The 20,721-nt window shown below is 63.6% G+C and carries 15 protein-coding genes and 2 pseudogenes; 8 read left to right on the top strand and 9 right to left on the bottom strand.

Annotated elements, in window-relative coordinates:
* The first annotated feature begins 3 nt into the window (after positions 1-3).
* Both RX331_RS34735 and RX331_RS34740 read left to right on the top strand, forming a co-directional pair.
* On the top strand, positions 4-1,146 hold the full coding sequence (locus RX331_RS34735) for a tetratricopeptide repeat protein (protein ID WP_317254072.1): 1,143 nt from the start codon (positions 4-6) through the stop codon (positions 1,144-1,146).
* A 40-nt stretch (positions 1,147-1,186) separates the two neighbouring features.
* The gene (locus tag RX331_RS34740; RefSeq protein ID WP_317254073.1) at positions 1,187-1,978 is read left to right on the top strand and encodes an inositol monophosphatase family protein; all 792 of its coding nucleotides are present in this window, start codon (positions 1,187-1,189) and stop codon (positions 1,976-1,978) included.
* A 272-nt stretch (positions 1,979-2,250) separates the two neighbouring features.
* Here the strand turns inward: RX331_RS34740 and RX331_RS34745 are convergent.
* Positions 2,251-2,399 (bottom strand): annotated as a pseudogene (locus RX331_RS34745) (transposase); the annotation flags it as partial.
* Positions 2,400-2,679: 280 nt separating this feature from the next.
* Positions 2,680-3,909 (bottom strand): ABC transporter substrate-binding protein, encoded by a 1,230-nt coding sequence (locus tag RX331_RS34750; RefSeq protein ID WP_317254074.1) that lies wholly within the window; start codon positions 3,907-3,909, stop codon positions 2,680-2,682.
* Between the two features lie 422 nt (positions 3,910-4,331).
* Here RX331_RS34750 and RX331_RS34755 point away from each other — a divergent pair.
* Positions 4,332-4,439: pseudogene (locus RX331_RS34755) on the top strand (inositol monophosphatase); the annotation flags it as partial.
* 135 nt (positions 4,440-4,574) lie between these two features.
* Here RX331_RS34755 and RX331_RS34760 read toward each other — a convergent pair.
* Both RX331_RS34760 and RX331_RS34765 read right to left on the bottom strand, forming a co-directional pair.
* Entirely contained in the window at positions 4,575-7,733 is a 3,159-nt protein-coding gene (locus RX331_RS34760) for a multidrug efflux RND transporter permease subunit (protein ID WP_317254075.1), read from the bottom strand.
* Between the two features lie 8 nt (positions 7,734-7,741).
* Positions 7,742-8,947: an efflux RND transporter periplasmic adaptor subunit gene (locus RX331_RS34765; RefSeq protein ID WP_317254076.1), complete on the bottom strand. Its 1,206-nt coding sequence runs from the start codon at positions 8,945-8,947 to the stop codon at positions 7,742-7,744.
* Between the two features lie 809 nt (positions 8,948-9,756).
* Between RX331_RS34765 and RX331_RS34770 the strand changes: the two genes are divergently transcribed.
* Positions 9,757-10,743 (top strand): flagellar motor protein MotA, encoded by a 987-nt coding sequence (locus RX331_RS34770; RefSeq protein WP_317254077.1) that lies wholly within the window; start codon positions 9,757-9,759, stop codon positions 10,741-10,743.
* Positions 10,744-10,889: 146 nt separating this feature from the next.
* Entirely contained in the window at positions 10,890-11,918 is a 1,029-nt protein-coding gene (locus tag RX331_RS34775; protein ID WP_317254078.1) for a peptidoglycan -binding protein, read from the top strand.
* Positions 11,919-11,961: 43 nt separating this feature from the next.
* On the opposite strand, the gene RX331_RS34780 is transcribed toward RX331_RS34775, so the two are convergent.
* Positions 11,962-12,162 carry a hypothetical protein gene (locus RX331_RS34780; protein WP_317254079.1) on the bottom strand — a complete coding sequence of 67 codons (201 nt, stop codon included), beginning with the start codon at positions 12,160-12,162 and terminating at the stop codon, positions 11,962-11,964.
* A 72-nt stretch (positions 12,163-12,234) separates the two neighbouring features.
* Complete coding sequence (locus tag RX331_RS34785; protein WP_317254080.1) at positions 12,235-14,088, bottom strand: ABC transporter ATP-binding protein/permease; 1,854 nt, start codon at positions 14,086-14,088, stop codon at positions 12,235-12,237.
* A 180-nt stretch (positions 14,089-14,268) separates the two neighbouring features.
* Between RX331_RS34785 and rpmE the strand changes: the two genes are divergently transcribed.
* Positions 14,269-14,496, top strand: coding sequence for a 50S ribosomal protein L31 (gene rpmE, locus RX331_RS34790; protein ID WP_057833964.1), 228 nt, complete (start codon positions 14,269-14,271; stop codon positions 14,494-14,496).
* 189 nt (positions 14,497-14,685) lie between these two features.
* On the opposite strand, the gene RX331_RS34795 is transcribed toward rpmE, so the two are convergent.
* The 3 genes from RX331_RS34795 to RX331_RS34805 form a co-directional block, all read right to left on the bottom strand.
* Positions 14,686-15,198 carry a DUF1465 family protein gene (locus tag RX331_RS34795; RefSeq protein ID WP_317254082.1) on the bottom strand — a complete coding sequence of 171 codons (513 nt, stop codon included), beginning with the start codon at positions 15,196-15,198 and terminating at the stop codon, positions 14,686-14,688.
* Positions 15,199-15,581: 383 nt separating this feature from the next.
* Entirely contained in the window at positions 15,582-16,256 is a 675-nt protein-coding gene (locus RX331_RS34800; RefSeq protein ID WP_317254083.1) for a class I SAM-dependent methyltransferase, read from the bottom strand.
* A gap of 13 nt (positions 16,257-16,269) precedes the next feature.
* On the bottom strand, positions 16,270-16,461 hold the full coding sequence (locus RX331_RS34805; RefSeq protein WP_317254084.1) for a DUF1192 domain-containing protein: 192 nt from the start codon (positions 16,459-16,461) through the stop codon (positions 16,270-16,272).
* Positions 16,462-16,598: 137 nt separating this feature from the next.
* Here RX331_RS34805 and RX331_RS34810 point away from each other — a divergent pair, with 137 nt between their 5' ends.
* Together RX331_RS34810 and RX331_RS34815 are read left to right on the top strand one after the other, a co-directional pair.
* Positions 16,599-17,597, top strand: a complete 999-nt coding sequence (locus tag RX331_RS34810) for an NAD(P)H-quinone oxidoreductase (protein ID WP_317254085.1) — start codon at positions 16,599-16,601, stop codon at positions 17,595-17,597.
* A gap of 120 nt (positions 17,598-17,717) precedes the next feature.
* The gene (locus RX331_RS34815; protein WP_317254086.1) at positions 17,718-20,594 is read left to right on the top strand and encodes an EAL domain-containing protein; all 2,877 of its coding nucleotides are present in this window, start codon (positions 17,718-17,720) and stop codon (positions 20,592-20,594) included.
* Positions 20,595-20,721 lie beyond the last annotated feature (127 nt).

A 20,721-nucleotide genomic window follows, 5' to 3' on the forward strand; every position in this document is an offset into this window, starting at 1 on the left:
GAGATGAAGCTGCTGCGTCCCACATCGCTGCTTGCGGCCCTCTTGATGACGATGGCCGGCGCTTCCGCACAGGTTTCGCCGACGCCGCCCGCCGCGCAGCCGCCCGCCCCACCGGCGGCAAAAAAGGAAGCGCCGAAGCCGAAGGCGCCACCCGCGGCGAAGCAGCCGGCCGCAACGCCGAGGCCTGCCGCCACGCCGCGACCGGCGGCGACGCCGACGCCCTCCCCTTCGCCCTCGGCCACCTTCGAGGATCCGAATGTCGATCTCGTCTACGGCGCCTATCAGCGCGGCATGTACAAGACGGCATTCGATCTCGCGACCACGCGCGCGCAGTACAATAGCGACCCCAAGGCGATGACGATGCTGGGCGAGCTCTACGCCAACGGGCTCGGCGTCAAGCGCAACTATCCGAAGGCCGCCGAGTGGTATCAGCGCGCCGCCGATGCCGGCGACCGCGAGGGCATGTTCGCGCTCGCCATGATGCGACTGTCGGGGCGCGGCGGAAACAGCAATCGCGAGCAGGCCGTCAAGCTGCTCGCTTCCTCAGCCAAGCTCGGCAACCCGAAGGCGGCCTACAATCTGGCGCTGCTCTATCTCGACGGCAACACGCTGCCGCAGGATCTCGGGCGTGCGGCCGAACTGCTGCGCGTCGCGGCGGACGCCGGTAACGCGGAGGCACAATACGCGCTCGCAACCTTCTACAAGGAAGGCACCGGCGTGCCGAAGGACCTCGAACGGGCGGTGCGGCTGTTGCAGGCGGCGGCGCTGGCCGACAATGTCGATGCCGAGGTCGAATATGCCATCGCGCTGTTCAACGGCACCGGTACGCCGAAGAACCAGCCGGCCGCGGTCGCGCTGTTGCGCAAAGCTGCCCGGCAAAACAATGCGATCGCGCAAAATCGGCTGGCCTGGGTATTGGTCTACGGTGTGGGCACACCGGTGGACAAGATCGAGGGCTTCAAATGGCATCTCGTCGCCAAGAGTGCCGGCAAGGGCGACCCCAAACTGGACGAAATGTTTGCGGAACTGCCCGCCGCGGATCGCGCCAAGGCGCAGGAGGCGGCGGAGCGATGGACCGGCGCCGCCACCAGCAAATCACGCCTTGACGGCGGCACGTCAGCAGGGCACCCAGTCGCTAAACCCTGACGGCTTCGGGCCGTTCCCTCTTACGCCATAAGCTCCCCCCATGCTCCATTCCGCCCTTATCAACGTCATGGTGAAGGCCGCGCGCCGCGCCGGCCGCAGCCTCAAGCGCGACCTCGGCGAGATCGAGCACCTGCAGGTCTCGCTGAAGGGCCCGGCCAACTTCGTCAGCAAGGCCGACAAGCGCGCCGAGGAGATGCTCTATGAAGACCTCGCCAAGGCGCGGCCGGGCTATGGCTTCATCGGCGAGGAAGGCGGCACGCGCGAGGGCGCCGACAAGACCCACACCTGGATCGTCGATCCCTTGGACGGCACCACTAACTTCCTGCACGGCATCCCGCAATTCGCGATTTCGATCGGCCTGCGGCGCGAAGACACCGTCATCGCGGGCGTGATCTACAATCCCGCCAATGACGAGCTCTATATCGCCGAGCGCGGCAAGGGCGCGTTCCTCAACGACCAGCGCCTGCGCGTCGCCGGCCGCCGCCGGCTCGATGAATGCGTGGTCGCCTGCGGCATGCCGCATATCGGCCGCGGCGACCATCAATTAGCGCTGAAGGAAATGGCCGCCCTGCAGAACAAGGTCGCCGGCTTCCGCCGCTTCGGCGCCGCCTCGCTCGACCTGGCCTTCGTCGCCGCCGGCCGCATCGACGGCTACTGGGAACGCAACCTCTCCCCGTGGGATATCGCCGCCGGGCAGATCATGGTGCGCGAAGCCGGCGGCACGATTTCGGATATCGGCGGCAAGGACAATGCGCTGTCCACCGGACACGTGGTGTGCGGCAACGAGTTCGTGCACGGGGAGCTGGTGAAGATACTGGAGCCGCTGGGCTAGCTAGCGCCACAACGGTCGCTGTCATCATCCGCAAAAGCGGATGATCCAGTACCCCGCGGCCAACATTGCTGAAATCGTCTGTCACGGCGTACTGGATGCCCCGCCTTCGCGGGGCATGACAAGTCAGGACTTGGCCGGCTCCGGTCGGACCCATGCGCCTCGTTCCCAACCAAAATATTGAAAACAACCCCATGCACAGTAGCCGGCACGCATGTGTGCCGAAGTCGACGTTTGACACGTCGGGCAAATCAGTGAGACAAGACCATCATTCACCGAACGAAGCGATTGTAACAAGTCGTGTGGAGACCATAGGTCGCCGGCAAATCGCGCCATGGCGCACCCGAACGCCGGACCCAAACGATGGCATCGAGCACGCGGCGGCCACCTGCCCGATGAGCGCCCGCGGCTTGTTAGGCAACATCGGCTTAGTGGCGGTCCACCCATGCTCGCTGAATTCGTAGCGCATGATTCGAGGCTCCGGTTTCGGAGCTTGAAGGATCCGGACGCTGCGCGGGTCGGCCATCGCAGTGCGACAGGAGGCCGGTTCCATCGCGAGTGCTACGAGTATGGCCAGGATGCAGCACCGCGCCGACCCACACACCCGGGCGCGTCACCGCCACCAACCGAGTTTGGTAGAGGAAGTCTACGGTTGCTCCCAATGAGCCGGAAGTCGCAAGTGACTGATTACGACTTGGTACTTCCTAGCCTCCGATTTCATCGCTGAGCACGGGGCCAAACAGCTCCCACCTATCTCCCTTGAACCGTCTGAACTGGACTTGCTTGATCGCAGCGAAATCAGTCGGACTGGTGTTGATCGTGATGCCCGGCAGCAGGTTATCGGTTCTGAAGTTCTTTAGATTCGCGGCCTGCTTCATCACGTTCTCGCGGGTGAGCTCGTCGCCGCACTGCTTCAATACCTGAACCAAAGTCTGGGCAGTATTATATCCCGTGACCACGAAGTTGTCGGCCCGATTGGCTTCGGGGAAGTACTTGGCCAAAAACTCGTCGAAGGCCTTCATTCCCGGATGATCACTCCATTGCGGATCCATCGGATCCATCAAGTAAGCCACCGAAATGATATCTTGCGCATTCTCGGCTCCGGCCGGCCTGATTACTGCGCCGATCGAGGTGGCAACGATGTTCAGAAAGTGCATCGGCTTCCAGCCGATCTCGCCCGCCTTCTTGATGGCCTGCGCAGCGAACTTCGGCGTGGTGATGTTGACGAACACGTCGGCGTTAATAGATTTCATCTTGACGACATGCGTATCGATGGTCGGTTCGGCGACCTCGTAAGCATCCTCCGCTACGATCATCGATGCCGCCTTGTCGCCCAGCCCATCCTTCAGGCCCTTCAGGTAGTCCTTTCCGTAATCATCGTTCTGATAAAGAACACCGATTCTGGCGTTCGGTTTTTCCTTGAGGATGTACCTCGCGTAGATCCGCGCCTCGTTCTGATAGTTGGGCTGCCAGCCCATGGTCCACGGATAGGTTTTCGGATCGTTCCATTTGGTCGCACCTGTCGCGACGAACAGCTGCGGCACCTTCTTGGTGTTCATGTACCTCTGAATGGCAGTATTGGACGGCGTGCCGAGCGGGCCGAAGACCAGAAGCACCTCGTCGCTCTCGACCAGCTTGCGCGCCTGCTCAACCGTTTTCGGCGGGCTGTAGGCGTCGTCATAGGAGATGAAGTTGATCTTCCGCCCATTGATACCGCCCTCGGCATTGATTTTGCGGAAGTAGGCAGCCTCGGTCCTGCCGATTACCCCGTAAGCCGACGCGGGTCCGCTGTACGGCATGATGTTGCCGATCTTTATTTCGGTGTCGGTTGCGCCGACATCATATTTCTTCTGAGACAGCGCACTGCCTCCACTGGCAGCGAACATAATGACGGCGGCAGAAAACGCCGCCAATCGTCGTGCGACGAAGGACATATTCGTTTCTCCCGAACGATATCAATGAATGGATCTGGCTGTTATGAACGAGGCCTCCTTGGGTCTCATTTCACATAGTGAACACCCTAGATTCGTTTTTGTCGATTCACGGGGCTCAGTGCATTCGTCAATATGGCTGACCGATTGTGTTCGGAGCCGTGCCTCTCCTGGTAGTTAATCATCACCGCTGCTCTGTCCTATTCACCGGTTCGAGCACAAGCGGATCCTAGGCTTTACCGCCTGATTCGGCGGCGCGGCCCGCAGAGCACGAAGCTCTGCGGGATAATTTTTCTGTAATCAGCCTTGAGCGCGACGTGCTCGCGAGAAGATACCCTACGCTACAGAGGCGATCATCAATGGTGCCATTGCTTGGTCGTTCGACACGACTTCCGCTCGTGTGACATGGCGTCGCTTCGCTGCTAGCCGGCGGCACGATTTCGGATATCGGCGGCAAGGACGATGCGCTGACCACCGGCCACGTGGTGTGCGGGAATGAGTTTGTGCACGGGGAATTGGTGCGGATATTGAAGCCGCCGGGGCAGCTCGCGCCACCCGCTCCGCCGTCATCATCCGCGAAGGCGGATGATCCAGTACGCCGCGGCCAATATTGCTGAAATCGACTGTCACGGCGTACTGGGTGCCCCGCCTTCGCGGGGCATGACAAGTCAGGACTTGGCAGGCGCCGGCGGCCCATGCGGCTCTTGCGCCGCCGCCTGCTCCTCCGCCTTCTCCCGGTCCCCCGCCAGCACGCGCTGCACGCTGACGAAGAACACCGGCACCATCAATAGTGCCAGGATCACCACGGCGATCATACCGCCCATCACGCTGGTGCCGAGCGCCTGCTGGCTGGCGCCGCCGGCGCCGGTGGCGATCGCCATCGGCAGCACGCCGCAGACGAAGGCGAGGCCGGTCATCAGGATCGGGCGGAAGCGCAACGAGCAGGCCTCGATGGTTGCTTCCAGCAGCGGCTTGCCCTGGGCGCGCAGATCCTTGGCGAACTCGATGATGAGGATGGCGTCCTTGGCGGCAAGGCCGATGATGGTGATGAGGCCGACGGTGAAATAGACGTCGTTCGGCAGGCCGCGCATGGTCGCGGCGATCACGGCGCCGCAGATACCGAGCGGCACCGTCAGCAGCACCGCGAGCGGAATGGTCCAGCTTTCATAGAGCGCGGCGAGCAGCAGGAACACGACAAGCACCGAGAGGCCGAGCAGGAACGGCGCCTGCGAGCCCGACAGCTTTTCCTGCAAGGATTGCCCGGTCCATTCATAGCCGAAGCCGCGCGGCAGCTTGTTCGCCAGCCGCTCCATTTCCGCGATGGCGTTGCCCGAGGTGAAGCCGGGTTTGGCTTCGCCCGAGATGCGCACCGCGGGATAGTAGTTGAAGCCTGCGATCTGCGTCGGGCCCTTCTGCCACTGCACGGTGGCGAAGGCGGAGAACGGCACCAATTGGCCGCGGCTGTTCTTGACGTTGTAGTTGAGGATGTCGTCCGCGTTCATGCGGCTACTGCGATCCGCCTGCACGATGACGCGCTGCATCCGCCCGCGGTTCGGGAAGTCGTTGATGTAGTTCGAGCCGAGATTGGTCGAAATCGTCTGGTTGATGTCCTCAAAGGTGACGCCGAAGGCGCCGGCCTTCTCGCGGTCGATCAACAGATTGACCTGTGGCGCGGGCGGCAGGCCTTCGACATAGACCTTCTGCAGCACCGGGCTGGTATTGGCCTCGGCGATCAGCCGGTCGGCGGCGGCGACCAGCGCCGGATAGCCCTTCTGGCCGCGGTCCTGCAGCCGGAACGAAAAGCCGGATGAGTTGCCGAGATTGTCGATCGGCGGCGGCTGCAGCGCCGAAATCCTGGCGTCGCGGATCGACGACAGATCGCGGTTGATGTCGGCAACGATCGCCACGGCGGAATCCTGCGGCCCGCGCTCCTTCCAGTCCTTCAGCGTGATGAAGGCCTGCGCGGTGTTCATGCCCTGGCCGAGGAAGCTGAAGCCGGTCAGGAACGTGACGTCCTCGATACCCTGGCGCTCGCGCAGATATTTCTCGACCTGCTCGACCGCAGCCTCGGTGCGGGCATAGGACGAGTCGGACGGCGTCTGCACGTCGGTGGTGATGAAACCCTGGTCGTCGACGGGAAGGAAGCCGCCCGGCAGGCGGACGAACGCCCAGCCGAGCCCGATCAGCAGCACGGCGTAGATCAGCATCAAGCGCCCGGTGCGCTTCAGCGAACCCTTGACGGTACGCGTATAGCCGCCGCGGCCGCTCTCGAGCACGCGGTTGAACCAGCCGAACACGCCCTTGCTGGCGTGGCCGTGACCGGCCTGAACCGGCTTGAGCAGCGTCGCGCACAGCGCCGGCGTCAGCGACAGCGCCATCAGCGCCGAGAATGCGATCGCGGAAACCATGGTGACCGAGAACTGGCGGTAGATGATACCGACCGATCCCGGGAAGAACGCCATCGGCACGAACACCGCCATCAAGACCAGCGTGATGCCGATGATGGCGCTGGTGATCTGCGACATCGCCTTGCGCGTCGCCTCCTTTGGCGGCAGGCCTTCTTCGGCCATGATGCGCTCGACGTTCTCGACCACGACGATGGCGTCGTCGACGAGGATGCCGACCGCCAGCACCATGCCGAACATGGTCAGCATGTTGATGGAATAACCGGCCGCCATCAGCGTCGCGCAGGTGCCGAGCAGCGCCACCGGCACTACGATGGTCGGGATGATGGTGTAGCGGATGTTCTGCAGGAACAGGAACATCACGATGAAGACCAGCACCACCGCTTCCACCAGCGTCATCAGCACCTTGTTGATCGAGGCCTTGACGACCGGCGTGATGTTGTAGGGGATGTCATAGGAGATATTGGCCGGAAAGAACTTCGACAGTTCCTTCATCTTGGCTTCGACCGCGCTGGCGGTCGCGAGCGCGTTGCCGGTCGGCGACAGCAGCACCGAGAGGCCCGCCGTCGGCTTGCCGTTCAGCCGCGTGTTGAACTGGTAGCTGAGGCCGCCGATCTCGATGCGCGCGACGTCGCGCAGCCGCACCGTAGAGCCATCTGCGTTGGCACGCAGCGTGATCGCGCCAAACTCCTCCGGCGAGGAAAGCTGGCCCTTGACCAGCACAAGCGCGGAAATCTTCTGCTCCGGCGTGCTCGGCTCGGCGCCGACGCTGCCCGAGGCGACCTGCGCGTTCTGCGCCGTGATCGCCTTGTTGACGTCGTCGGCGGTAAGGCCGTAGCCGACGAGCTTGGCCGGATCGACCCAAATCCGCAGCGAGCGTTCCGTCGAATAGAGCGTGGCGCGGCCGACGCCGGGAATGCGCCTGATCTCGCCGAGCACGTTGCGGATCATGAAATCGCCGAGGCCGATTTCGTCGAGCGAACCGTCGGTCGAGTTCAGCGTGATGATCTGCAGCACCGCGCTGGATGCTTCCTCGATCAGGATGCCCTGCTGGATCACGGCGCGCGGCAGCCGCGCCTCGACGCGCTTGATGCGGTTCTGCACCTCCACCGACGCCGCGCTGGTCTCGGTACCCGGCACGAAGTTGGCGATGATCTCGACCTGCCCCAGCGAGTCGGAGGTCGATTCGAAATTGAGGATGCCGTTGGCGCCGTTGAGTTCCTCCTCGATCAGCCGCGTGACGCTGTTGTAGAGGTTTTCCGGCGACGCGCCGGGATAGCTCGTCGAGATCGAGATCGAGGGCGGCGCGATGATCGGATATTGCGCGACCGCGAGCAGCGGGATCGAGATTGCGCCGATCAGGCAGATGAAAAGCGCGACCACCCAGGCGAAGATCGGCCTGTCGATGAAGAAGCTAGGCATCGATCAGCTCAGCGTGCGGCCTGGGTCGCCGGCGCACTCGATACCGAACCAACCGAGGCATCCGCGTCGATCCACGCCTTCGCCTTGACCTTGTCGCCGGGAACGAACTTCTGGAACCCGTCGACCACGATACGGTCGCCGTCCTTCAGGCCTTCGCTGACGAGCCAGAGGCCGTCCTGCACCGCGCCGGTGCGGACCGGCTGCGTCGCGATCCGGCCGTCTTCCTTGACCACAAAGACCTCGCTGCCGCCGCCGGCGTCGCGCTGGATCGCCTGCTGCGGCACGGCAATGGCATCGGAATCGATGCCCTGCTCGATCAGTACGCGGACATACATGCCCGGCAGCAGTTCGCGGTTCGGATTCGGGAACTGGCCGCGCAACGTGACCTGCCCCGTATAGGCGTCGACCTTGGCTTCCGAGAACAGCAGCTTGCCGGAAATCGGGTAGACTGTGCCGTCGTCGAGCACGAGGCGGACCTTGGCCGTGTCAGGCGCGATCCGGTCAAGATCGCCGCTGTCGAAGGCGCGGCGCAGCTTGTGCATCTCGGAAACCGACTGGGTGAAGTCGGCATAGATCGGGTCGAGTTGCTGGATGGTGGCGAGGCTGGTGGTCTCGTTCTGCACCACCAGCGCGCCCTCGCTAACCAGCGCGGCGCCGACCACGCCGCTGATCGGCGCGCGGATCGTCGCATAATCGAGATTGAGCTTGGCGCGCGCGACTTCGGCCTTGCGGGCGCCGACTTCGGCCTCCGCCTGACGCTGCGCCGCGATCGCCTTCTCGTTCTCCACCTCCGGCGCGGCGCGCTGGCTGGTCAGCGTCGCAATTCGCTTCGCATGCTGGGTTGCCAGATCAAGTGCCGCCACCGCCTTGTCGAGCGCGGCTTCGCTCGCCTGCAGTTCCACTTCGAACGGTTTCGGATCGATTCGGTAGAGCGGATCGCCGGCCTTCACCTCGGTGCCCTGCTGGAACAGGCGCTCGACGATGATGCCCGACACGCGGGCGCGGACCTCGGAAACCCGCGTGGGCGCAATCCGGCCCGGCAGTTCACGAACCAGGGCACGGGCCTGCGATCTGACGGTAAAGGTGCCGACCTCGGGTTCGGCAGGTTTGGCCGCGGCGGCCGCGGCGTGCGGTTCGTTACAGCCAGTTAGAAGCGGCGCCATCGCAGTCAACATCAAAACGATGCAGGCCGATCGCGTTCGTAGTCCGGACATTGAAGGTATTGCCCCAGTTCAGGTTGGAAGCGCGAATTGAGCATTCGCGACGTTGTGGTAGAGAATCTTGGAACTCACGGTTGATGGCAGAGAGGATAGGGGTAGCCTGCTGCGATGCAAATAGTCGGCGCGGCGGCCCAATGTCACATGAGGCTATCGCCCTGAATTTGCGCTGATTTCGGAGGACTCACTCGATTGTGAGCCGGGTTCCATCGCCACGCTTGCGTAGGAACCAGACGTGAGCCGCTCAGAACACGTCGTTTGACTGCACGCGGTTGCAGTCGATGCGTGTTGCTGCGGCTTCCGCCATGATTCGGTTAATTCCGACCTAACCGGATGGGTTGAGCGCGACGCGCGGATGAGGCGAATCGCAAGCGAAAAACCTACGCAATTCGTCCAATGCCCTGGAGTTGGGTTCACCCGGCTCTGACACATGACCGGCTGCTGCACGGGCAGCAACCCGGGCTACGTCCCGTCGATCGGTACGCTGTCGTTGGTCGTTGCCTTGGACCGCGAGCATCGCCGGATCTCGCCGCGGGTCATCGAGGCATTCCTCCGTGCTCGAAAACCGTTCCACCTCGGCGTTAACCAATTCTGGAGGTCGGGGATCAAACCGGCTGCGTGGCGAAAGCGTCACGAAAAATCCCGGTTGGACATCGAGCAGTTCCCAAATACGCTGACGTCAAAGCCGGGTTTCGGGAAGAGGGTTCGTACTGCCTGCCCGAAATGACGGCTTGCCGCTTTTCTATCCGGCCCGCTGTGCCATATTGGCCGCCAGTGCGGCCTTTCGTAACGGATGACACCCGCAAATGCCCTCAGGCCCCTCCTCCCGCTCCGATATGGAGATCGAACTGAGCAAACTGTCCTCGCCCCGGATTTTCCTGGTGCGGATGCTGGTGTTCCTGGTGCTGTGCGCACTCGTCATGGTCGTGCTCTACAAGCAGATCATCTTGGCATTCTTTGCCAATCCCGGCCTCAATGCGTTGATCGGCGGGGTGCTGTTGATCGGCATCATCCTGTCGTTCCGGCAGGTGATCCGGCTCTATCCCGAAGTGTCCTGGGTCAACAATTTCCGGATTGCCGATCCCGGGCTGGCGCTGGAGCGGCGCCCAAAACTGCTGGCGCCAATGGCGGCCATCCTCGGCGGCGAGCGCTCCGGGCGGATGACGATCTCGCAGCAGACTATGCGGCACCTGCTTGATTCGATCGCGACGCGGCTGGACGAGGCCCGCGACATTTCCCGCTACATGACCGGCCTGCTGGTCTTTCTCGGCCTGCTCGGCACCTTCTGGGGCCTGATCGAGACCGTCGGTTCCGTCGGCAAGGTGATCGACGGCCTGAAGGTCGGCGGCGACGCCGCGTCCGTATTCGATACCCTCAAGGAGGGGCTGGCCGCGCCGCTCGGCGGCATGGGCATCTCATTCTCGTCCTCGCTGTTCGGCCTTGCCGGCTCGCTGATCCTGGGCTTCCTCGACCTGCAGTCGAGCCAGGCGCAGAACCGCTTCTATACCGACCTCGAGGACTGGCTTGCCTCCACGGTGCGCGAATATGGCGACGGCATGGGAGGTGAAATCCAGCATGCCATGGAGCGCATCCGCACGGTGGTCGAGGAGGGCGGCGGCAGCCGCAGCACCACGGCGGCGATGGCCAATCTCGCCGAGGCCATCCAGGGCCTGGTCGCGCATATGCGCACCGAGCAGCAGATGATCCGCGAATGGGCCGATGGCCAGGGCGAGCAGAACCGCGAGATCAAGAAGCTCTTGGAGCGGATCGCCAAGCAGCCCGAGAAGAGCTGAAGGGCAAATGTTCATGTCCCGGACGCGGCGCAGCACGCCAGTGATGCGACGCAGAGCCGGGACCCACCGCGAGTAGATCCCGGCTCTGCGGAGCAGCGTTTCACGCTGCACCGCGTCCGGGACACGAGATTGTCGGAGATTTCAAAATGGCCCTCGCCCGCGCCCGCCGCAGTGAATCCGGCTTCAACTACTGGCCGGGCTTTGTCGACGCGCTCTCGACGCTGGTGCTGTCGATCGTCTTCCTGCTGTCGGTGTTCCTGGTGGTGCAGTTCTTCCTGTCGCAGGAGGTCACCGGCAAGGACAAGGCGCTGGAGCAGCTCAACGCCAAGATCGCGCAACTCAACGACCTCCTGTCGCTGGAAAAGCTGGGCAAGCTGGCGCTCGACGACCAGATCACGCAGTTGCGCGCCGGCCTCGCCGCCGCGGAGGGCGAGCGCGACCGCATCAAGGGGCTCTATGAGGGGCTGTCCGGCGCCGGCGGCGACGCGCAAGGCCGCGCCAACGAGCTCACCAAGGCGCTCGAATCCGAAAAGAGCGTCAGCACGCGGGCACTGGCGCAGATCGAAGTGCTGAACCAGCAGATCAGCGCGCTGCGCCGTCAGCTCGCGGCGCTTGAGGAAGCGTTGGAAGCTTCCGAGAAGCGCGACAAGGAATCGCAAGGCAAGATCGCCGACCTCGGCCAGCGCCTCAACGTCGCGCTGGCGCAGCGCGTGCAGGAATTGTCGCGCTACCGCTCGGAATTCTTCGGCCGGCTGCGCGCCATTCTCGGCAACCGCCCGGATGTCCGCATCGTCGGCGACCGCTTCGTGTTCCAGTCGGAAGTGTTCTTCGATAGCGGCCAGGCGCTGCTGCTGCCTGAGGGCCGCGCCGAGCTCGACAAGCTCGCCACCGCGCTGATCGATCTCGACAAGCAGATTCCGGCCGAGATCGCCTGGGTGCTGCGGGTCGACGGCCACACCGACATGCGGCCGATCAATTCGCCGCTGTTCAAGTCGAACTGGGAATTGTCGTCGTCGCGCGCCATCTCCGTGGTGCAGTATCTGATCTTCCTCGGCGTCCCCGCGCAGCGGCTGGTCGCCGCCGGCTTTGCCGAATTCCAGCCGCTCGACAACGCGCCGAACGAAGACGCCTACAAGCGCAACCGCCGCATCGAATTGAAGCTGACGGAACGGTAGTCGGCGAGAGATGATCCCGACGTCGTGCCCAATGCGGCAGCCGTCATACGCCGCGGATCAAAACGCCTGCCGTCAACACCACATAGGCAATCGCCAGCACGTCGAACACATGCGCCGGCGTGATGATCGGCATGGATACATGCGCGTAGCGAACGAGCAGCGCGCAGACTGCCAGGATGAACGAAACCAGGAAGATAGCGACCGAGGGAGGCGTCAGAGCAAAACCACCGCGGCGGAAGGGCATAACCGTCTCCTGTTGAGCTGACCTTTCAGAATCATGGTCAGGCAACAACGAGGTGGCGCTTTAGGTTCCCGGCTACACGCCCTCAAATTGCAGCCGCGCCAATCGCGCGTAGAGCCCGTTCGCTGCAACCAGCTCCGCATGCGTGCCCTGCTCGACGATACGGCCCTGGTCCATCACCATGATGCGGTCGCAGGACAGGACGGTCGCAAGGCGATGGGCGATCACCAGCGTGGTGCGGTGGCGCATCAACTCTTCCAGCGCGGTCTGCACCAGCGTCTCGCTTTCGGCATCGAGCGCGGAGGTGGCTTCGTCCAGCAGCAACAGCGGCGCATCGCGCAGGATGGCGCGGGCGATCGCGATCCGCTGGCGCTGGCCGCCCGACAGCGTCACGCCGCGCTCGCCAAGCTGCGCCTCGAAGCCGCCGGGCAGCCGGCGCAGGAATTCGGATGCATGCGCCAGGTCGGCAGCGCGCTCGACTTCCGCATCTGTGGCATCCGGCCGGCCGAAGCGGATGTTTTCGCGCGCGGTAGCGGCGAACACCACGGTATCCTGCGGCACCAGCGCGATGCGCGAGCGCACATCGACCGGATCGGCCGATTTGATCGGCACGCCATCGAGCGAGATGGTGCCGCGCGCCGGATCGTAGAAGCGCAGCAATAGATGAAACAGCGTGCTCTTGCCGGCGCCCGAGGGCCCGACGATCGCGACCTTTTCGCCGGCCTTGACCGACAGCGAGACGTTGTCGACCGCAAGCACGTCCGGCCGTGCCGGATAGGCGAAGCTGACTTTTTCAAAACCGACATCGCCGCGCGCCGGCTGCGGCAGCGCGACCGGCTGCGGCGGCGCCGTGATCTGCGATTTGACCCGAAGAATTTCGAACAGCCGCTCGGCCGCGCCCGACGCCGCCGAGACCTCGCCCCAGACCTCGCTGAGCTGGCCGAGACCGGTGGCGGCAAACGCCGCATACAGCACGAACTGGCCGAGCCGGCCCGGCGTGATCTGGCCGGTCAGCACATCATGCGAGCCGACCCAGAGGATGGCGACGACGCTGGAGAACACGATGAAGATGATGATCAGCGTCAGCACCGCGCGCGCCCGCGTCGAGCTGCGCGCCGCCTCGTAGGCCTGCTCGACCTCGCCGCCGAAGCGACTGGCTGCCAGCCGCTCGCTGGTATAGGCCTGCACGGTCCTGATGGCGCCGACCAATTCGGAGGCGTAGGCAGAGGCATCGGCCAGCGTATCCTGTGCGTTGCGCGACAGCCGCCGCACCCAGCGCCCGAACGCGACCAGCGGGATCACGATCACGGGGATCGCCAGCAGCACGAAACCCGACAGTTTCGGGCTCGTGATCACCATCATGGCGGTGGCGCCGATGAACAGCATCATGTTGCGCAGCGCGATCGACACCGAGGCGCCGACGGCGGACTTGATCTGGGTGGTATCCGCCGTCAGTCGCGACACCAATTCGCCCGAGCGCGCGGAATCGAAAAAGGCCGGCGACAGCGAGACCAGATGCGCGAACACGTCGCGCCTGAGGTCGGCGACAATGCGTTCGCCGATCGTCATCACGAGGTAGTAGCGCGAAGCGCTGGCCGCGGCGAGCACGGCGACGACCGCGATCATGACGCTGAAATAGCTGTTGATCAACGCGATGCCTTCGGGACTGAAGCCGAAATCGATCATCCGGCGGACCGCGATCGGCACCACCAGCGTCGTGATCGCCGCAACCGTCAGCGAGATGAAGGCAAGCAGCGCGCGTCCGCGGTAGCGCGCGACATAGGGCGCGAGCGCCAATAGCGGCCGCAGCCTCGCCCGGGTCTTGGCCGGCGACTGCGTCAGCTGGGTCTCGATGAACGCCTCTTCGTCAAGCAGGGCGTCGCGCGGCGGCGTGCCGCGAGGGGCTTCAATCTGTTCCACTGCGCTCATGAAATCCGACCGGTTTTTCCGCCCTCAGATAGGCCTCCGTGCCCCCCTCTGGCAAATCCGGGAGATTCCCAATCAGGGCATATACGTAGCTTGTTTTGGCGGGCGGCTTACGTTATAGAGCCGCCAAATCCCGTATACCCCGACATTTCAGATGGGCGCCGGCGCGCCGAAGGATATGCCATGAAAGCCGAAATTCATCCGAATTATCATACGATTACGGTCGTGATGACCGACGGGACCGAGTATCAGACCCGCTCCACCTGGGGCAAGGAAGGCGACAAGCTGAACCTCGATATCGACCCCAAGTCGCACCCGGCCTGGACCGGCGGCTCGCAGCAGATCCTCGACCGCGGCGGCCGCGTGTCGCGCTTCCAGAAGAAGTTTTCGGGCTTCCTCAAGAAGGACTGAGGGTCTCGGACCCGCTCTGATCCTGCCCAGAATGCAAAACGCCCCGGTCAGCCGGGGCGTTTTTTGTTGTGGCAGTAGCCCATCCCCGTCATTGCGAGCGCAGCGAAGCAATCCATCGCGTGGCAAGCGGAGAAATGGATTGCTTCGTCGCTAACGCTCCTCGCAATGACAGCGGAGAGAGTCTTGCCCTTACTGCTCGAACGCCGCCTTGAGGCGATTTAGCTGCGGCACCAGCGGGTTGCCGATCGGCGCGCGTTCGGCTGGCGGCGCGTGGATCGAGCTGTCGAGCCGGCGGACCTTGGCCTGCAGGCTCATCGAGCGGGCGATCAAATCCTGCAATTGCTGCGGCAGCTTTTCGATCATGTCCTGGGGACCGGGATCGGCAGCCGTGAGCTTGACCTTGGTCTTCTCCCGGTTGGCTTGGGTCAGCGTCATCTCGCCTTCCTTGACCGCGCGGTGCAGCAGCAGCCAGGACGCCAGCTGCATCAGGCGCGTGGTGAGGCGCATGCTTTCGGTCGCGTAAGTGAGACTGACCGAACGCTCAAGCGCCTTGGCCTCGGTGCGGCCCTCGCCGTCCAGATAGGCGGCGGTTTCCTCAACCAGATCCATGCCTTCCCGAAAAAGCGTTCCGAATGCTGCTGAATTGGTAAGCCGCTCGCTGAACAGAACGAGCGCGGAATCGCTTTGCAGACGGTCCGCCATGGTTAACGCCCTCACGCCACTATTTGCCCCGCCGGCTGTGAACTCACCGGCTTATGATGAACAAATCATTGCTCGGGGGAGATCGAGAGTCCAGCGGCAACCAAATTTATGGTTTCCAGCCCGTGGGGACACAAAATAGCCGTGGCGCACACAAAAAAGAGCCGCCGTTTCCGGCGGCTTTTGAAGTTGATAACAGGGAGGCGTCAAACAGAGTGGACAGGAGCCACTCGGTGTCCAAACGAGGACAATGACAGTCATAATCGAGAAAGCTTAACGGGTCGTAAACGAGCGATTTTTTTTAGACTTTGTTTGCCATGTCGGCCATTGGCCGAGTTTTGGAAATTAACCCGGCTCAAGTCGTGCAGCGGCCCAGCGCAACGGAATTACGCTTTGTACGCGACCCACCCTCTGAACGTGAAAGCTGCGTAGAACAGCGCCACATCGGCAAATCCCGCCTGCCGCAACAGCGCTTCGTCTTGCTGCGGGGACAAAAGCGGCAAGCGTTCGCTCATGGCGGCGATGGCGCTCTCGGCGTGTGCCGCGGGTACGCCGGACGCAGCCGCAAAGGCGGCATAGCGCGCGAGCCATTTTGCTTTCTCGCCGTCGTCCTGCGGAAAGCTGTGATGCGCAACGACGAGCGGGGCGCCGGGCTTCAACCGCCGATGCAACTCGATCAACGTGCGCCGGCGCTCCTGCTCGGGAATGAAATGCAAGGTCAGGAGGCAGGTCGCGGCATCGAACGGTCCCGATGGTGCGCTGTCGATATAACCTTGGCACAAGTCGACGCGCGAGCCGAGCGGACCAAGCGTACGCTCGGCCAGACCAAGCATCTCCGCTGACGGATCGACGCCGCAAAAGCGCCATCCGCGCTGTGCTTCTGCAAAAGCCTTCAGCTCCAGCCCGCCGCCGGCGCCGAGGACGAGCACATGGCCATCATCCTGGACTCTCTCAGCGAGCAGCAGCCGCGTCATCTGTTGCAGGGCGAGAAATCCCGGAACCTGACGTATGGGGCCTTCGGCATAGCGGGCGACGCTATCCGGGTCGGAAAACGGCAACAACGGCACACTTCCGCTATGACTTGAAGATTGCGTTGGCGGCGTCCTTGGAGGCACGCTTCTTTGTTGCCGCCTCCTGCAGCCGGGTGATTTCGCCATTCAGCAGCGCAATGCGCTCGGTCAATTCCTCGACTGACAGCAGCGACAGGTCCTGGCCGATCTCGTGGCTGATTTTCTTCCGTGGCTTGTCGTCGTCCTCGATCGCCATGCGCTTCCTCCCTTCTTCACTTGCCTGCAGGTTCACTTGCCTGCAGATCTGGCCACCCCCTCACGCGGTTGCCAGCCGCAGCCGGGCTGGCTAATCAAGGGCCGGCTTTCATTCTCAGCCTTTCGCAAGGACAAATCATGGAAAAGCTGCCCGCGCAAATGACTGTCATCGGCATCAGCAAGCCCGGCGGTCCCGAGGTGTTGCTGCCGGAAACCCGCGCCGTGCCGAAGCCCGGTCCGGGCGAAATCCTGGTCAAGGTGATGGCGGCCGGCGTCAACCGCCCTGATGTCGCGCAGCGCTCCGGCGCCTACCCGCCGCCGCCCGGCGCCAGCGACCTGCCCGGCCTTGAGATCGCCGGCGAGGTGGTCGCGCTCGGCGAAGGCGCGAGCAAGCACAAGCTCGGCGACAAAGTGATGTCGCTGGTCGCGGGCGGCGGCTACGCCCAATATTGCATTGCGCAAGATGCGCAGGCGATGGCGGTGCCCCCCGCGCTCTCGATCCAGGAAGCCGGCGCCATCCCGGAAACGCTGATGACGGTCTGGCACAATGTGTTCGAGCGCGGCGCCCTCAAGGCAGGTGAAACCCTGTTGATCCATGGCGGATCGTCCGGCATCGGCACCATGGCAATCCAGCTTGCCAAGGCATTCGGCGCCAAGGTGATCGTGACCGTCGGCTCGCAGGACAAGATCGACGCCTGCCTCAAACTCGGCGCCGACCGCGCCATCAACTACAAAACCGAGGATTTCGTCGCCGTGGTCAAGGCGGAGACCAACAATGTCGGCGCCAACTTGATCCTCGACATGGTCGCCGGCGACTATGTCGACCGCAATTATGACGCCGCCGCCGTCGATGGCCGCATCGTGCAGATCGCAACCCTCAACGGGCCCAAGGTCAGCGTCAATATTGCCAAGGTGATGGTGAAGCGGCTGACCCATACCGGCTCCACTTTGCGCCCCCGTACTAATGCGGATAAGGCCGCGATGGTCGCCGCAATCGAGGCCAAGGTGATGCCACTATTGCGCGAAGGACGCGTAAAACCGCTGATGGACAGCTCATTCCCGCTCGAAAAAGCCGCCGATGCGCACCGGCGGATGGAGACGTCAGCACATATTGGCAAAATTGTGTTGGAGGTTTGACCGATCACCCGCGGAGTCAAGGTGGAAACCCTTTGATTCGATTTGCTTTCATGTCATTTATCGCGGCTACGCCGACCCGTTCGCTGGGCCGGGAGAATCGTTGGTCGCGGAGTACTGACATTGCGTCTAATCAGGTGCCTGGCGCTGCTTGCGCTGGGCCTCATGATTGTTGCGGCGGCCCCTTCGGCGCACGCCATTGACGCTGTCAGCGTCCGCAGCGACGCGCCTGCGATCGATCTCACCGCCGTCCTCGACCATCAGCGCAGCGAAACCGATCGCATCCAGGTTTCGACCGCGCCGGGAACCGACGGCATCGTCCGCCGCATCGAGGTCCGCGCCCGCGAGGGTGGGCAGAACTGGGTGGTGTTCGCGCTGGCCAACAACACCGACGACCAGCTCGACCGCCTGATCGTCGCCCCGCATTACCGCATCGTGTCGTCCGGCCTGCTGTGGCCCGACCTCGGCCTGTCACGCATCGCAACGATTACGCCGTCCACCGGTGACCGGCCCGAGCGGCAGGAGAGCGCGACCGCCGACATCTTCCGCATCACGCTCGACCCCGGCGCGGTCATCACCTTCGTGGCGGAACTGCGCACCGACAAATTGCCGCAGCTCTATCTCTGGGAACCCGACGCCTACAAGGACAAGGTCAACTCCTTCACGCTCTACCAGGGCATCGTGATCGGCATCTCCGGCCTCCTGGCGCTGGTGCTGACCATTTTGTTCGTGGTGAAGGGCAGCATCATGTTCCCGGCCGCCGCCGCGCTTGCCTGGGCGGTGCTGGTCTATATCGGCGTCGATTTCGGCTTCTGGGGCAAGGTGCTCGACATGTCGAACAACGCCGAGCGCGTCTGGCGCGCGGCGGGCGAAGCGATCCTCGCGGCAACGCTGCTGGTGTTCCTGTTCGCCTATCTCAATCTCAGCCGCTGGCATGTGCGCTACTCCCACATCACTGTCGGCTGGCTCGCCTTTCTCGGCTCGCTGGTAGGGCTGGCGCTGTTCGATCCTGCGGTCGCCTCGGGCATTGCGCGCATCTCGCTGGTCCTGATTGCCTTCGCGGGCTTTGCGCTGATCGTCTATCTCTCGACGCATGGTTTCGACCGCGCGGTGCTGCTGATCCCGACCTGGTTCCTGCTGGTGGTCTGGGTGATCGCGGCCGGCATGACGGTTGCGGGCTCCGTTACCAACGACATCGTCGGCCCTGCCCTGCTCGGCGGCCTCGTGCTGATCGTGATGCTGATCGGATTTACGGTCATGCAGCACGCTTTCGCCGGCGGCGGAGCGACCACCGGCATCGTCTCCGACGTCGAGCGCCGTGCGCTGGCGCTGACCGGCTCCGGCGACCTGATCTGGGACTGGGACGTCTCCGCCGACAAGGTGTTCACCAGCCCGGAGACCGAAAGCCTCTTGGGCCTGAAGCGCGGCACGCTGGAAGGTCCCGCCGCTAAATGGCTCGAGGTGCTGCATCCGCTCGACCAGGACCGCTTCCGCGCCGCGCTCGACAGCGTGCTCGACCAGCGCCGCGGCCGCCTCGTGCAGGATTTCCGCCTGCGCACGCCCGATGGCCACTTCATGTGGTTCGCGCTGAAGGCGCGCCCGGTGGTCGGCTCCGACGGCGAAGTGTCGCGCGTCGTCGGCACCCTGACCGACGTCACCGAGTTCAAGAACGCCGAAGAGCGCATGCTGCACGACTCCGTGCACGACAACCTCACCGGCCTGCCAAACCGCAAATTGTTCATGGACCGCCTCGGCGCGGTCGCCAATTTCACAAAGGCGATGCCGAACCTGCGGCCGACGCTGATGGTGATCGACCTCGACCGCTTCAAGCAGGTCAACGATTCCGTCGGCATCGCGGTCGGCGACTCCATCCTGCTGACGCTGGCTCGGCGGCTGACCCGCATCCTCAAGCCGCAGGACACGCTGGCGCGGCTCGCCGGCGACCAGTTCGGCCTGATCCTGTTGTCGGAGCAGGACCCGGCACGGATCACCAATTTCGCCGAGACCATCCGCAAGACGATCCGCGCCCCGATCGCGTTCAACGACCGCGAAATCTTCCTGACCGCCTCGATCGGCCTCGCACTCTCCGATCCGCAGACGCCGCTTAGCGACGAGATCATCAAGGACGCCGAGCTTGCGATGTATCATTCCAAGCGTATCGGCGGCGACCGCATCGATGTGTACAAGCCCGCCATGCGCGCGCGGAAAACCGATCGCCTGACGCTGGAAAGCGAGCTGCGCCGCGCCATCGAGCGGCAGGAAATCACCATCCTGTATCAGCCGATCGTGCGGCTGGAAGACCGCTCGATCGCCGGCTTCGAGGCGTTGGCGCGCTGGGATCACCCCAAACTCGGCCGCATGTCCCCTTCGGAATTCATCTCGATTGCCGAGGAGATAGGCCTGATTGTCGATCTGGGCATGTTCGTGCTCGACCAGACGGCGCGTCAGCTTTCGGTCTGGCAGCGCGCGATGCGTTCGCGCGAGCCGATCTTCGCTTCCGTCAACGTCTCCTCGCGGCAATTGCTGCGGCACGACCTGATCCACGACATCCGCACCGTGCTGTCGCGCTCGTCGGTGGCGCGCGGCACGCTCAAACTTGAATTGACGGAATCGCTGGTGATGGAGAATCCCGAGCACGCCGCGCAGATGCTGACGCGCATCCGCGAGCTCGGCACCGGCCTGTCGCTTGACGATTTCGGCACCGGCCATTCCTCGCTGGCCTATCTGCAGCGCTTCCCGTTCGATACCATCAAGATCGACCAGTCCTTCGTGCGCACCACCAGCCGCGGCACGCGTCCGGTGATCCTCAAATCGATCATCGCGCTGGCGCACGACCTCGGCATGGACGTGGTGGCGGAAGGCGCGGAGACGGATTCAGATGCGGTCGAACTCTATCAGCTCGGCTGCGAATACGCGCAGGGCTTTGCCTTCGGCGAGCCGATGGATGCGGATGCCGCGATGCGGCTGCTGACTGAAGAGCGGCTGGAAGCGGCGAGCTGATCTCTTCGTCAGCGACACGCGGCGTTCACACGCGTCGTCATACCCCGCGAAGGCGGGGTATCCAGTACGCCGCGGCCTTTTAATTCAGTCACCAATGCCTCTGGCATACTGGATCATCCGCCTGAGC

It is taken from the genome of Bradyrhizobium sp. BWA-3-5 (assembly GCF_032917985.1).
In the GTDB taxonomy this organism is placed as follows: domain Bacteria; phylum Pseudomonadota; class Alphaproteobacteria; order Rhizobiales; family Xanthobacteraceae; genus Bradyrhizobium.